The following is a 13,675-nucleotide window of genomic DNA, read 5'->3' on the forward strand; positions in this document are numbered from 1 at the left end:
GGCCGACAGCAGCCGTCAGCCGGCACCGACCCTCACACCCCCGCCCGCCCCACCGCCCGTGCCACCTCGCTGACCTTCTCCCCGTACGCCGTCGCGGCCACCAGTGCCGCCGCGTGCGCGATCAGGGCCACGCGCCCGTTGCCCGCGACGATGGCGGTGCCCAGGGCCGCGCCGAGCGCGTGGGCCCCGGTGTCGCCGATCATGGCGCGCTCGCCGAGGTCGTCGGGGAGTACGGCCGCGGCCGCGCCCATCGCCGCCGCTGACAACTCCCCCGCGGGCCCGCCCCGGAGCAGCCCGGGCGCCCCCAGTGCGAGCACGGCGGCGGCGGCCCGCCCCGGGCGGACGTCCACGAGGTTGACGAAGTGCGCGGTCCCCGCGATCACCACTCCGGCGAGGACCTTGTCGAGCGGACGTTCCTTGAGCAGGGCGCCCGCGATCAGCCCGGCCGCCGATATCCCGACCAACTTGACCGTGCCGCTGGTCACTTCACCGTCCCTCAGCGCCCCGAGGTGGGCCCGGAACCCGCGCCGCGGATCACCGGCCCCGACGATGTCGTCGTAGCCGCCGCACGCACCGGCGGCGAGCACGGCCAGGGCAGCGCTCCTGTGCACGCGGCCGGCCCCCAGGGCAGCTCCGGCGACCGTCGCGGGGCCCGCGTACAACTCGACCGTGCGCCCGGCGTAGTTCTCGCGCTGCCAGCGCTCGGAGCCACCGGGGGACCACGCCCGCAGGGCTGCGACGGCGGTGCGCGTGGTGGCCGCGGTGAGACCGAGGCTGGTGGCTTTGCGGATGGCTGCGATCATGGGGCCACTTTACGAAGCCGGGGGGCGGCGCCGCGGCGCGGCGAAGAACCGCACCCGGCTCCGCGCTACGCGTCGGCCCGCGCCGTGGCCAGCAGCTCCTCCGCATGTGCCCGAGCCGTCTCGGAGTCCTCCTGGCCCGCGAGCATGCGGGACAGCTCACGGATGCGTTCCTCGCCCTCGAGGACCTTCACCCCGGACCGGGTGACCGACCCGTCGTTGGTCTTCTCCACCAGCAGCTGCCGGTCGGCGAACGCGGCCACCTGCGGCAGATGCGTCACGACCACGACCTGTGCGGTCCTGGCCAACCGCGCGAGCCGCCGCCCGATCTCGACCGCCGCCTTGCCGCCGACACCGGCGTCGACCTCGTCGAACAGATACGTGGGCACCGGATCCGTCCCCGCGAACACGACCTCCACCGCGAGCATCACCCGCGAGAGCTCACCGCCGGAGGCGCCCTTGGCGATGGGCCGCGGCGGCGCCCCGGGGTGCGGGGCGAGCAGGAGCTCGACCTCGTCGACGCCCGCGGGCCCGTACGCGACCGTACGGCCGTCGAGTTCGACGCCCTCGGGGTCGTCGGTCTGCCGGATCTCGAACGACACGCGCGCGTGGGGCATGGCGAGCGAGGCCAGTTCGGCGGTCACGGCGGCGGCGAACCGTTCGGCGGCCTCGGTGCGCGCGTCCGTCAGCGCCTGTGCGAGCCCGCCCAGTTCGGCCCGCAGCGCGTCCCGCTCCCCGGTCAGCTCGCCGATCCGCTCGTCGTCGCCGTCGAGTTCGAGGAGCCGGGCGGCACTCTGCTCGGCCCACGCCAGCACGGCGTTGATGTCCGCGCCGTACTTCCGGGTGAGCTGCGTGAGCCCGGCCCGGCGCTCCTCCACCGCCGCGAGCCGCAGCGGGTCGGCGTCGAGGTCGTCGGCGTACCCGGCCAGCTCCCCCGCCACGTCACCCAGCAGAATCCCGATCTCCCCGATCCGCGCGGACAGCGCGGCGAGCGCGGAGTCGTGGGACCGCACCGCCTCCAGGGCCCGGTGCGCGCCCGCCACGAGCGTGGTGGCGTCGATGCCCTCCGGGTCCTCGGGGTTGCCCGCGAGCGCGGCGTGCGCGGCCGTGGCGGCGGACGCGAGCGCCTCCGCGTGGCCGAGCCGCTCGGCCTCGGCGGCCAGCTCCACGTCCTCGCCCGCACGCGGCTCCACAGCCGCGATCTCGTCGAGCCCGAAGCGCAGCATGTCGGCTTCCTGGGCGCGTTCTCGCGCACGTGTGGTGATCTCGTCCAGCTCGGCCGAGATCGCGCGCAGCCGACGGTAGGCGCCCGCGTACTTCGCGAGCGGCGCGGCGACCGCGTCCCCCGCGTACCGGTCGAGCGCCTGCCGCTGCCGGGACAGCTTGAGCAGCCCCTGCTGGTCGGTCTGACCGTGCACGGCGACGAGTTCGTCGGCCAGCTCCGCGAGGACCCCCACAGGCACCGAGCGCCCGCCCAGGTGCGCCCGCGACCGCCCCTCCGCGGAAACGGTACGGCTGATCAGCAACGCCCCGTCGTCGAGTTCGGCACCCGCCTCCTCGGCCCGTAGGACCGCCGTCCCGCCCGGAGGTACGGCGATGCGCCCCTCCACGACCGCGCTCTTCGCGCCGATCCGCACCAGGGCGGCGTCCGCACGTCCACCGAGCAGCAGCCCGAGGCTGGTGACCACCATCGTCTTGCCCGCACCGGTCTCACCCGTCACGGCGGTGAAGCCCGGCGACAGCTCGACGACCGCGTCGTCGATGACTCCGAGCGACCGTATCCGCATCTCCTCCAACACGGACACGACCTTACGAGGTCAGGGCCCGGCTGTGCGACGGGCCCCGCCCCGTCGGTGCGAAGGCGCAGGTGACAAGGACCCGCAAACAGACCATGTCACCCGCGGGAGTGGGCCTGCGGCGCCGAAACCAAGAGCGACGGCTAGTGCGGTGCGCCCCGCCACCCCGCCACGGGCAGGGCGAACTTCGCCACCAGACGGTCCGTGAACGACGCGTGATGCAGCCGAGCGAGCCGCACCGGCACCGCCCCGCGCCGCACCTCGACCCGCGCCCCCGGCGGCAGCTCCACCGTCCGGCGCCCGTCGCACCACAGCACGCCCGGCGGAACGTGCGGCAGCACCTCCACCGCGAGCACCGAGTCCGGCGAGGTGACCAGCGGCTTGGCGAACAGGGCGTGCGCGCTGATCGGCACCATGAGCAGCGCCTCGACCTCGGGCCAGACCACCGGTCCGCCGGCGGAGAAGGCGTACGCCGTCGAGCCGGTCGGCGTCGACAGGACGATGCCGTCGCAGCCGAAGCCGGTCACCGGCCGCCCGTCGATCTCCAGGACGACTTCGAGCAGCTTCTCGGCGCCGGCCTTCTGCACGGCGGCCTCGTTGAGCGCCCAGTCGGTGTGCACGATGTCGCCGTTGCTGTGCACGACGACATCGACGGTCATGCGCTCCTCGACCTCGTACGCCTTGGTGACGACCCGGTCGACCACCTTGTCGAGGTCGTCACGCTCGGCCTCCGCGAGGAAACCCACCCGGCCCAGGTTGACGCCGAGCATCGGCACACCGGACGCACGGGCGAACTCGGCGCCGCGCAGCAGCGTCCCGTCGCCCCCGAGCACGATCAGCAGTTCGCACCCGTCGAGGCACTGCGGGGTGGCCTCCTTCACCAGCTCCACGCTCGACGGCAGCGGCAGATCGGCCGCCTCCGCCTCCAGGACCCGCACGCCGATCCCGGAGCGCAGCAGCCCCTGGACGACGAGCTCCGCGCTGCGGATGGCAGCGGGCCGCCCGGTGTGGGCGAGCAGGAAAACAGTTCGAGCTCGGCTCTGTGTCAACGCGGCCCCTCCGCCACTGCACGGTCAACGTCGGCCGGGTCCAGGGCAGGTGCCCCGGCGCGCAGCCACAGAAAGTACTCGACATTGCCCGACGGACCGGGCAGCGGGCTGGCGGTGACGCCGTTCACGCCGAGTCCCAGTTCCCCCGCGCGCCGCGCGACCTCGCGCACCGCTTCGGCCCGCAGCTCGGGGCTGCGCACGACACCACCACTCCCCAGCCTTTCCTTCCCCACCTCGAACTGCGGCTTGACCATCATCACCAGGTCGGCGTCGGGCGCCGTGCACCGCGCGAGGGCGGGCAGCACCAGGCCGAGTGGGATGAAGGACAGATCCCCGACGACAAGATCCACGGGCTCCCCATCGATCGCCTCCAACGTCAACTCGCGTACGTTCGTACGGTCCTTGACGGTGACGCGTTCATCGCTCTGCAGAGACCATGCGAGTTGTCCGTAGCCGACGTCGACGGCGACCACGTGCGCGGCACCGGCGCGCAGCAGCACATCGGTGAAGCCGCCGGTGGACGCTCCGGCGTCCAGCGCCCTGCGCCCCTCGACCTTCAGCCCCTGCGGCACGAACGCCGCGAGGGCGCCGGCGAGCTTGTGCCCGCCGCGCGAGACGTAGTCGGGGTCGCTGTCGTCCTCGGTGACCACGATCGCGGCCGCGGTCTCCACCTGGGTGGCGGGCTTGGTCGCGAGGGTCTTGCCCACGCTGACCCGGCCCGCGGCGATCAGCTGGCTCGCGTGCTCGCGCGAGCGCGCCAGCTTCCGGCGGACCAGCTCGGCGTCGAGGCGGCGGCGTGCCACTCCTGCCACGTTCGGTTCAGCTCCTGCGGTCGTACGGCGAAGGGGGCGCCGGAGGTCCCGGGCGTGCGTCCAGCGCGGTCAGCGCGTCACGCAGCCCCCGGTGCACATCCTCGTACACCTCGACGTGTCCGTCGGTGGCGAGGTGGTCCGCGTCCGTCAACCGGTCGAGCAGGGCGTCGACCTCGGCGTTGCCGGTGGGGGTGCGGGGGGCGTTCAGCGGGGCCGGGGCGGCGGGGTCGTACTCGGGCTCGGGCTCGGGCTCGGCCGGAAGCCCGGACCCGCTCGAAAGGTCGGCATCGCCCAGGAGCTCGGGTCCACTCAGGAGCTCGGGTCCGGACGGGAGCTCGGGCCCGTCGATCCGCTGGGGCGCACCCGGCAGCTCCGGACCGGCCGCCACCGGCTCCGGGCCCGTGAAGGAGTAGCTCATGCCCCGACGCTACCCCGAAGCGCTGGGGTACCGTCGATCACGATGGCGACGATTGAGGAGTGCCGCAGCGCACTCGAGAAGCTCTCGGACAACCTGGCGGGCGCCGAGGGGGACGTACGCAGCGCGGCGGCCCTGGACCGCTCGCTGAGCTGCCGTATCACCGACCTGGACATCACCTTCGTCGGCCGCCTCAAGGACGGCCGGATCGAGGTGGTCGACACCCTGCAGGGCCCTCCGCCCGAGAAGGCCCAGATCCGGCTCACCATGGCGGGCGACGACCTGGTCGCGATGGTCGACGGCGAGCTGAACTTCGCGAAGGCCTGGGGCGCGGGCCGGGTGAAGCTGGAAGCGGGCTTCCGCGACCTGTTCCGGCTCAGGACGCTTCTTTAGCCGCGGCCCCGACCGCCGCAGCCCCGACCGTTTGACCCGCCTCGGCCGCTTGACCCGCCTCGGCCTTACGAGCCTTCCGCGCCGCCGGCACCACCAGCGGCGTCCCCGTCTCGGGGTCGTCGATGACCTGGCAGCGCAGCCCGAACACGTCCTCCACCAGCTCGGCGGTGACGATGTCGCCTGGCGCGCCCTCCGCGATCACCCTGCCGTCGCGCAACGCGATGAGATGGGTGGCGTACCGGGCCGCGTGGTTGAGGTCGTGCAACACGGCGACCAGCGTGCGGCCCTGCTCCTCGTGGAGTTCCGCGCACAGGTCGAGCACATCGATCTGGTGCTGGATGTCGAGGTAGGTGGTGGGCTCGTCGAGCAGCAGCAGCGGGGTCTGCTGGGCCAGGGCCATGGCGATCCACACGCGCTGGCGCTGGCCGCCGGAGAGCTCGTCGACATAACGGTCGGCCAGTTCGGCGACGCCGGTCGACGCCATCGACTCCTGCACGACCCGCTCGTCCTCGGTCGACCACTGGCGCAGCAGCCCCTGGTGCGGGTACCGCCCGCGGCCCACCAGGTCGCCGACCGTGATCCCGTCCGGCGCGATCGACGACTGCGGCAGCAGCCCCAGCGTCCTGGCCACCTTCTTCGCCGGCATCGACTGGATGACCTGCCCGTCGAGGAGCACCCGGCCCTGGCTCGGCTTCAGCATCCGCGACAGGGCACGCAACAGTGTCGACTTTCCGCAGGCGTTCGGGCCGACGATCACCGTGAAGGAGTTGTCGGGGATCTCCACCGACAGGTTCTCCGCGATGACGCGCTGGTCGTAGCCGAGGGTGACGTGGTCGGCGGACAGGCGGTTCACAGTGCTGGTGCTCCTGCTCCTCGGGGTCTTCCCCGGCGTGTTCTTGTTCGCGTTCTTGCTCGCGTCGGCGCTCATATCCGCCCCGCCTTCCGCTCGGTGACGAGCAGCCACAGCAGATAGAGGCCGCCGAGGACTCCGGTGACGACGCCGACGGGCAGCTGGTCGGCGCCGAAGGCCCGCTGCGAGGCCCAGTCCGAGACGATCAGCAGGGTCGCGCCCATGCACATCGACGGCACCAGGTTCGGCCCCGGCGAACGGGTCAGGCGCCGGGCGAGCTGAGGCGCGGTCAGCGCCACGAAGCCGACCGGCCCCGCGGCGGCGGTGGCACCCGCGGTGAGCAGCACGGCGGACACCAGGAGCACCAGGCGTACGCGCTCGACGCGCACCCCGAGGGCGTACGACACGTCGTCGCCCATCTCCGTCATCCGCAGCCCCCGCGCGTTGCCCAGGACCAGCGGTACGAGCACGGCGCACAGCGCGAGCAGCGGCCAGACCTGCTCCCAGTCGCGGCCGTTGAGCGAACCGGTCATCCAGACGATCGCGCGCGTCGCGTCGACGAAGTCGGCCTTGGTCAGCAGATAGCCGTTGACCGCCGTGACGATCGCGGAGACTCCGATGCCGACCAGGACGAGCCGGTACCCGTGAACGCCCTGCTTCCAGGCGAGCAGGTAGATGGCGAACCCGGTGACGAGGCCCCCGACGAGCGCCCCGAGGGCGACCGCGTCGGCGTCCCCGGAGAACAGCACGATCACGACGAGCGCCCCGGCTGTCGCGCCCTGGCCGAGACCGAGGACGTCGGGGCTGCCGAGCGGGTTGCGGGAGACGGACTGGAAGAGCGCGCCGGCGAGTCCGAGCGCAGCGCCCACCAGGAGCCCGACGAGGACCCGCGGCAGCCGCAGCTCGTTGACAATGAGCTCCTGGCCCGCGTTGCCGTTCCCGGCCAGCGTCCTGAGGACGTCCGCGGCCGGGATCGGGAAGTCACCGGTGCCGATCAGCACCACGCTCGCGGCGAGCGCGGCCAGCAGGAGCAGCACGACGATGACGAACGCCCGGACGTCGAACCGTACGGAGAGGCCGCCGCGCGTGCGGATCGCCCGAGCGGTGCGGGGGGAAGTCGGCTTGTGGGCGGTGGCCGGCTTGTGTGGGGTGACCGGCTCGCGTGCGTCGAGCGGCTTGTGTGGGGTGCTCACAGCTGCGCGGTCCTCCGCCGTCGGACGAGATAGATGAAGACCGGTCCGCCGATGATCGCGGTGACGATGCCGACCTGCAGTTCCGAGGGTCGTGCCACCACCCGTCCGATCACGTCGGCGCCGAGCAGCAGCACGGGCGACAGGACAGTCGCGTACGGCAGGATCCAGCGCAGGTCGGGCCCGGTGAAGGACCGCACGGCGTGCGGAACCATCAGCCCGACGAACACGATGGGCCCGCAGGCGGCGGTCGCGGCGCCGCACAGCACGGTGGCGGCGGCCATGGCGACGGCCCGGGTGCGGTTCAGGTTGGCGCCGAGCGCGCGGGCGGTGTCGTCGCCCATGGCCAGGGCGTTCAGCGGCCGGGCCAACGCGAGCGCCACGACCGTGCCGACCAACAGGAACGGCAGCACCTGCTTGATGGTCGTGCCGTTCGCCGAGGCGAGCGAGCCGACCGTCCAGAAGCGCATCTTGCCGAGCGCGGCGTCATCCATGATCATCACGGCCTGGAGGTAGCCGTAGAGCCCGGCGCTGATCGCGGTGCCCGCGAGCGCGAGCCGCACCGGGGTCGCGCCCCTGCTGCCGCCGAGGAACCAGACCAGCGCCCCGACCGCGGCCGCGCCGAAGAAGGCGAACCACACATAGCCGCTCAGTGAGGTGACGCCGAAGAACGTGATGGCGGTGACGACCGCGGCGGACGCGCCCGCGTTGATGCCGAGCAGCCCAGGATCGGCGAGGGGGTTGCGGGTGAGCGCCTGGAGGACGGCGCCGGAGAGCCCGAGTGCGGCGCCGACGAGCAGCCCGAGGACGGTCCGCGCGACCCGGTCACCGACCACGACGTCCCCGTACGTCCCCGTGTCGTGGAACAGGCCGTGCCAGACCTGGTCCAGCGGCAGCTCCTTCGCGCCGATCGCGATGCTCGCCAGCGCGACCGCCACGAGGACGGCCAGGGACGCGATCAGCCCAACGGCACGTATCGCCCGGCGGGTTGGGGGCGCGGGGGCGGTCTCCGCGCTCGGTTCAGGGGGACTGTCGACCAACACGTAGTTAGGTTAGCCTACCCTCGCATCTCGACTCGATGCCGTGCCCGTCTCCAGGCCCGCCGACGTCCCGGAGTCGATGCCGCACCCGCTCGATGCTCGATGCCCGCGCCCCACCGACCCCCGCGCCCCACCTGGTCCCGGAGGTCGCGGCGTCCCTCACAGCCCGAGCCGCGCCAGCGCCTTCCCCCCGTCCAGTGCACACGAACCCTCGCCCGCCGCAGTCCAGGCCGCCGCGCACAGCGCCCGCAGCCCGTCGAGGGCCTCGCCCTCACCCTCCAGTGCCAACCGCTCACCCCCGGCCGTCGCCGTCCAGCCACCGCAGCGGAATCCGTCCCCCGCCTCGACGACCTCCGGCTGCCCGGTGAGCAGACCGCGCAGATCGGCGTCGACATACGTCGGCCGGTGCTGCGGCGGGGCGGCGAGGAGCTGCGCCCCGTCCGTCACGCCGGTCAGCACGAGCAGCGAGTCCACCTCTCCGTTGAACGCGCCCTCGATGTCGGTGTCCAGCCGGTCGCCGACCACCAGCGGCCGCTCGGCGCCGGTGCGCAGCACCGTCTCGCGGTGCATCGGGGGCAGCGGCTTGCCCGCGACCTGCGGCTCGGCGCCCGTGGCGATACGGACGACCTCCACGGCCGCGCCGTTGCCAGGAGCGATGCCCCGTACGCTCGGGATCGTCAGGTCGGTGTTGGACGCGAACCAGGGCACCCCGCGCGCGATGGCGTAACTCGCCTCCGCGAAGCGGCTCCAGGGCAGGTCGGGCCCGCCGTACCCCTGGACGACCGCCACCGGATCGTCGTCCGCCGACTCGACCGGCACGAGCCCGCGCTCGCGCAGCGCGACCCGCAGTCCGTCCCCGCCGACCACCAGCACACGTGCGCCGCCGGGCACCTGCTCACTGATCAGCCGGGCCACGGCCTGCGCCGACGTGATGACGTCGGAGGCCCCGGTCGGTATCCCCAGCTCACTGAGGTGCTCGGCCACCGCGTCCGGCGTCCGCAGCGCGTTGTTCGTGACGTACGCGAGATGCATCCCGCCCGCGCGGGCCGTGCCGAGGGACTCGACGGCGTACGCGATCGCGTTCCCTCCTGCGTACACCACCCCGTCCAGGTCGAGCAGAGCCGTGTCGTACGCCTCGCTCAGGGCCTGGCCACTGCCGTCGGGCCGCGTCCTGAAGGACTGGCTCATTACACATCGCTCCTCGGTCGAATCCCGTCCACCCGATCATCGCGCATGCCACTGACACACTTACGATGCCTCAATGAACTATGCAGGTCCCGCGGAGGAGACCCCGGCGCGCAGCGGCCTCGAACTGACCCCGTTCCGGGGGCTTCGCTACGACCCCGACCGGGTCGGCAGCCTGGCCGCCGTGACCTCACCGCCGTACGACGTGGTCGTACGGCCCGACGGCCTGCACCACCTCGAATCGGCAGACCCTCACAACATCGTCCGGCTGATCCTTCCCCAGGACACCACGCCCACCGCCCGCAACCAGCAGGCGGCCGACACCCTGAGCCGCTGGCTGTCGGAAGGCGTCCTGGCCGCCGACTCCGAGCCGGGCCTGTACGTCTACGAGCAGCGCGACAGCGACGGCCTCCTGCAACGCGGCATCATCGGCGCCCTGCGGCTGTCCGAGCCGTCGGACGGCGTGGTCCTCCCGCACGAGGACGTCATGCCCCACGTCATCGCGGACCGCGCGGCCCTGATGCGCGCCACCTCCGCCAACCTCGAACCCCTCCTGCTGACCTACCGCGGCAACGGCTTCGGCCCCCGCCCCGAGCCCGGGGCGGAATCCGGTTCCGAGTCGGGAGCGGAGTCCGGTTCCGGATGCGGCGTCGGTGCGGCGTCCGTCGTGGAGCGCACCGCGCAGCGGCTCCCGCTCCTCGCCACGACCACGGAGGACGGCTTCAGCCACCGTCTGTGGGCGGTGACCGATCCGTCCGACCTGGCGGAGATCCAGACAGATCTCCGCCACCACCAGGCCCTCATCGCGGACGGCCATCACCGCTGGGCGACGTATCTGCGTCTGCGTGCGGAACACCCCTCGCCCAGCCCCTGGGACTACGGTCTCGTCCTCCTGGTCGACACCGCGCGCTACCCCCTCCGTGTCCGCGCCATCCACCGCCTGCTGCACGCACTCCCGGTGGCGGACGCCCTGGCCGCCCTCGCGGGCTCCTTCCGCATACGCCGCCTCGACGTCCCCCTCCCCGAGGCCTTGGACGCCCTCGCCGAGGCGGCCTCCGAGGGCAACGCCTTCCTCCTCGCGGGCGACGGCGCCTTCCACCTCGTCGACCGCCCGTCCCCGGACCTCCTCGCCCGTACGATCCCGGGCGACCGCCCGGAGGCCTGGCGCACCCTCGACGCGACGGTCCTGCACGCCACGCTCCTCGACCATGTCTGGGGCATTCCGGAGGACTCCCCGGCCCACATCGCGTACATCCACGACACGGCGGCCACCGTCGCCAAGGCGGAGCGCGACGGCGGCACGGCCGTCCTGATGCACCCGGTCCGCGAGGAGGTCGTACGCGATCTCGCCCGCCAGGGCGTCACGATGCCCCGCAAGTCGACGTCGTTCGGCCCGAAGCCGGCATCGGGCCTGGTGCTGCGCGCACTCGCCCTCTGAGCACGCCGGAACAGCGCCGAAAACAAAGGTGGGCGGGACCCCTTCCGGGATCCCGCCCACCTTCATTCACCTACTGCTTCCACTGCGCCGGAGGGCGTCAGTCCCGGGAAGCACCATCCCCGGAGCCGTCCTCGTCACCTTCGACCGACGGGTGCTCGACAGCCTTCGGGGCTTCATCCACCTCGTCGACCTCATCGTCTTCGTCGTCCTCGACATCTTCGTCGTCCTCGACGTCTTCGACTTCGTCGTCTTCAACTTCGTCGATGTCGTCGCTCGCAGCTTCAGCGTCGGTGACGACATCGGCATCGACGTCGTCCTCGTCGAACGCGTCGACGAACTCGACGCCGTCCAGCTCCGCGAGCCGGTCCGAAGCGTCCGTGCTGCCGTCCTTGTCGGACTCGAGCGCCTTGGCGAACCACTCGCGCGCCTCGCCGTCACGTCCGACGGCGAGCAGCGCGTCGGCGTACGCGTACCGCAGTCGCGCCGTCCAGGGCTGTACGGAGTTCGAGGCGAGCTCCGGGCTCTGCAGGGTCACGATGGCCGCGTCGAGCTGCCCCAGGTCCCGCCGCGCACCGGCGGCCACGAGCCGCATCTCGACCTGGCCTGCCTTGTCGAGCTTCTGCACCTCGGGCGCACCGGCCATGTCCAGCGCCTTCTCGGGCCGGCCGAGGCCACGCTCGCAGTCGGCCATGACGGGCCACAGCTCCACGCTTCCGGTCATCCGGCGTGCGGCCCGGAACTCGGCGAGCGCCTCGCTGAACTTCTGGTTGGCGTACGCGGCGAAGCCGGCCGCTTCCCGCACGGCGGCGACGCGCGAGGCCAGACGGAGGGCCACCCGGGAGTATCCGTACGCCCCCTCGGGGTCCTCGTCGATGAGCCGGGCGACCATCACCAGGTTCCTGGAGACGTCCTCGGCAAGCCCCTTGGGCAGGCTCTGAAGCTCCTGCCGTACGTCCTTGTCGATCTCGTCGCCCGTGACGTCATCGGGGATCGGCAGACGCTTGATCGGCTCACGGTCCCGCTCCCGCTCATCGCGGAAACGGCCGCCACCACGCCGGTCATCGCCCCGACGGTCGTCACGGTCCCGGAACCCACCGGGGCGGCCACCCCGGTCGTCACGACGCGGACCCTGTCCACGGTCGTCGCGCCCGCGGTATCCACCACGGTCACCCCGGTCGTCACGACGGAAGCCACCACGGTCGCCACCGCGGTCGTCGCGCCTGTCGCCACCGCGGTCGTCGCGGCGGAAGGCGGGACGGTCGTCGTCGCGGCGGAAGGCGGGACGGTCACTGCCTCGGTCGTCACGGCGGGGGCCGGCGGTCGGGCGGTCGTCACGACGGAAGGGGGGACGGTCACCGCCGCGGTTGTCGTCGCGGCGGAAGCCGCCACGGTCGCCGCCGCGGTCACCGCGGTCGTCCCTGCGGAAGCCACCGCGGTCGTCGTCCCGGCGCTCACCGCGGTCGTCACGGCGGAAGGCCGGACGATCGCCGTCACGGCGGAAGCCCCGGTCACCCCGGTCGTCGCGACGCGGACCGGCCGGACGGTCCTCACGGCGAGGACCACCCGTCGGACGGTCATCACGACGGAAGCCACCACGGTCACCGCCACGGTCATCACGGCGAGGACCGCCAGTCGGACGGTCATCACGACGGAAGCCACCACGGTCACCGCCACGGTCGTCACGGCGGGGGCCGCCGGTCGGACGATCGTCACGACGGAAGCCGCCGCGGTCGCCACCGCGGTCGTCGCGCCTGTCGCCACCGCGGTCGTCGCGGCGGAAGGCGGGACGGTCACTGCCTCGGTCGTCACGGCGGGGGCCGCCGGTCGGGCGGTCGTCACGACGGAAGGGGGGACGGTCACCGCCGCGGTTGTCGTCGCGGCGGAAGCCGCCACGGTCGCCGCCGCGGTCACCGCCGCGGTCACCGCGGTCGTCCCTGCGGAAGCCACCGCGGTCGTCGTCCCGGCGCTCACCGCGGTCGTCACGGCGGAAGGCCGGACGATCGCCGTCACGGCGGAAGCCCCGGTCACCCCGGTCGTCGCGACGCGGACCGGCCGGACGGTCCTCACGGCGAGGACCACCCGTCGGACGATCGTCACGACGGAAGGGGGGACGGCCGCCGCCGTCGCCCTCACGACGGTCGTCGCGGCCGCGGAAGCCGCCACCGCCACGATTCTCATCCCTGCGGAAGCCGCCTCCACCGCCTCCACGGCTGTCGTCGCGGCGGAAGCCGCCACGGTCACCGCCACGGTCGTCACGGCGGGGGCCGCCGGTCGGACGATCGTCACGACGGAAGCCGCCACGGTCGCCACCGCGATCGTCGCGCCTGTCGCCACCGCGGTCGTCGCGGCGGCCGGAACCACCGCGGTCGTTGTCGCGGCCGGCGTTGTCACGGCGGGGCGGGCCCCCGCGGTAGCCGCCGCGGTCACCACTGTCCCGGCGGCGCTGATCGCGCTCCGGTCGCTCGTCGGGAGAGTTGGTGGACATGGGTGACTCCTGTCATCGGTACCGCAGTCATTCTCGCGCAGCCGAGTACCCGGCGCGCTTCGGAAAAACAAAAAAGGACCTCTGGTCCCAGCGAGTCGCTGGGACCAGAGGTCCTCAAAGATTGTTCGGCGGCGTCCTACTCTCCCACAGGGTCCCCCCTGCAGTACCATCGGCGCTGTGAGGCTTAGCTTCCGGGTTCGGAATGTAACCGGGCGTTTCCCT

12 protein-coding genes, 1 rRNA gene and 1 pseudogene are annotated in these 13,675 nt (G+C 72.9%); 2 read left to right on the forward strand and 12 right to left on the reverse strand.

What is annotated here, in order from left to right; translation table 11 throughout:
- Window positions 1-32 precede the first annotated feature (32 nt).
- The 5 genes from ACN6LB_RS27665 to ACN6LB_RS27685 all read right to left on the reverse strand — a co-directional run bounded on the left by ACN6LB_RS27665 (window position 33) and on the right by ACN6LB_RS27685 (window position 4,752).
- Complete coding sequence (locus ACN6LB_RS27665) at window positions 33-803, reverse strand: hypothetical protein (protein ID WP_445028265.1); 771 nt, start codon at window positions 801-803, stop codon at window positions 33-35.
- A gap of 65 nt (window positions 804-868) precedes the next feature.
- Window positions 869-2,599, reverse strand: a complete 1,731-nt coding sequence (recN, locus tag ACN6LB_RS27670; RefSeq protein WP_356140803.1) for a DNA repair protein RecN — start codon at window positions 2,597-2,599, stop codon at window positions 869-871.
- Window positions 2,600-2,739: 140 nt separating this feature from the next.
- Window positions 2,740-3,645, reverse strand: coding sequence for an NAD kinase (locus ACN6LB_RS27675; RefSeq protein WP_445028266.1), 906 nt, complete (start codon window positions 3,643-3,645; stop codon window positions 2,740-2,742).
- Entirely contained in the window at window positions 3,642-4,457 is an 816-nt protein-coding gene (locus tag ACN6LB_RS27680) for a TlyA family RNA methyltransferase (protein WP_356140807.1), read from the reverse strand. Before ACN6LB_RS27680 ends, ACN6LB_RS27675 begins: the two co-directional genes overlap by 4 nt.
- A 7-nt stretch (window positions 4,458-4,464) precedes the next feature.
- Window positions 4,465-4,752, reverse strand: a complete 288-nt coding sequence (locus ACN6LB_RS27685; protein ID WP_445028274.1) for a hypothetical protein — start codon at window positions 4,750-4,752, stop codon at window positions 4,465-4,467.
- A 165-nt stretch (window positions 4,753-4,917) separates the two neighbouring features.
- On the opposite strand from ACN6LB_RS27685, the gene ACN6LB_RS27690 reads away from it, so the two are divergent.
- Complete coding sequence (locus ACN6LB_RS27690) at window positions 4,918-5,265, forward strand: SCP2 sterol-binding domain-containing protein (protein ID WP_356140809.1); 348 nt, start codon at window positions 4,918-4,920, stop codon at window positions 5,263-5,265.
- Here the strand turns inward: ACN6LB_RS27690 and ACN6LB_RS27695 are convergent.
- The 4 genes from ACN6LB_RS27695 to ACN6LB_RS27710 form a co-directional block, all read right to left on the reverse strand.
- Window positions 5,249-6,193 (reverse strand): ABC transporter ATP-binding protein, encoded by a 945-nt coding sequence (locus ACN6LB_RS27695; protein WP_445028267.1) that lies wholly within the window; start codon window positions 6,191-6,193, stop codon window positions 5,249-5,251. The two genes, ACN6LB_RS27690 and ACN6LB_RS27695, sit on opposite strands and share 17 nt — an antisense overlap.
- Window positions 6,190-7,209, reverse strand: a complete 1,020-nt coding sequence (locus tag ACN6LB_RS27700) for a FecCD family ABC transporter permease (protein ID WP_445028275.1) — start codon at window positions 7,207-7,209, stop codon at window positions 6,190-6,192. The genes ACN6LB_RS27695 and ACN6LB_RS27700 overlap by 4 nt, the downstream gene beginning before the upstream one ends.
- Before the next feature lie 95 nt (window positions 7,210-7,304).
- Window positions 7,305-8,348 (reverse strand): FecCD family ABC transporter permease, encoded by a 1,044-nt coding sequence (locus ACN6LB_RS27705; protein WP_356140814.1) that lies wholly within the window; start codon window positions 8,346-8,348, stop codon window positions 7,305-7,307.
- Between the two features lie 156 nt (window positions 8,349-8,504).
- Window positions 8,505-9,533, reverse strand: coding sequence for an HAD hydrolase-like protein (locus ACN6LB_RS27710; RefSeq protein ID WP_445028268.1), 1,029 nt, complete (start codon window positions 9,531-9,533; stop codon window positions 8,505-8,507).
- A gap of 73 nt (window positions 9,534-9,606) precedes the next feature.
- Here ACN6LB_RS27710 and ACN6LB_RS27715 point away from each other — a divergent pair, with 73 nt between their 5' ends.
- Window positions 9,607-10,968, forward strand: coding sequence for a DUF1015 family protein (locus ACN6LB_RS27715; protein ID WP_445028269.1), 1,362 nt, complete (start codon window positions 9,607-9,609; stop codon window positions 10,966-10,968).
- 97 nt (window positions 10,969-11,065) lie between these two features.
- Here ACN6LB_RS27715 and ACN6LB_RS27720 read toward each other — a convergent pair whose 3' ends face one another.
- The 3 genes and pseudogenes from ACN6LB_RS27720 to rrf form a co-directional block, all read right to left on the reverse strand.
- Window positions 11,066-11,965: a hypothetical protein gene (locus ACN6LB_RS27720; RefSeq protein ID WP_445028276.1), complete on the reverse strand. Its 900-nt coding sequence runs from the start codon at window positions 11,963-11,965 to the stop codon at window positions 11,066-11,068.
- 237 nt (window positions 11,966-12,202) lie between these two features.
- Window positions 12,203-13,057, reverse strand: a pseudogene (locus ACN6LB_RS27725) (hypothetical protein); the annotation flags it as partial.
- A gap of 519 nt (window positions 13,058-13,576) precedes the next feature.
- Window positions 13,577-13,675, reverse strand: a 5S ribosomal RNA gene (rrf, locus tag ACN6LB_RS27730); the annotation flags it as partial.

The sequence above is a fragment of the Streptomyces sp. SAS_270 genome, assembly GCF_052543295.1.

Bases quoted from the DNA above. Each gene is read 5' to 3' on its own strand.
- ACN6LB_RS27715 (WP_445028269.1), top strand. From the start codon at position 9,607: ATGAACTATGCAGGTCCCGCGGAGGAGACCCCGGCGCGCAGCGGCCTC.
- ACN6LB_RS27710 (WP_445028268.1), bottom strand. From the start codon at position 9,533: ATGAGCCAGTCCTTCAGGACGCGGCCCGACGGCAGTGGCCAGGCCCTG.
- ACN6LB_RS27690 (WP_356140809.1), top strand. From the start codon at position 4,918: ATGGCGACGATTGAGGAGTGCCGCAGCGCACTCGAGAAGCTCTCGGAC.
- ACN6LB_RS27695 (WP_445028267.1), bottom strand. From the start codon at position 6,193: ATGAGCGCCGACGCGAGCAAGAACGCGAACAAGAACACGCCGGGGAAG.
- ACN6LB_RS27665 (WP_445028265.1), bottom strand. From the start codon at position 803: ATGATCGCAGCCATCCGCAAAGCCACCAGCCTCGGTCTCACCGCGGCC.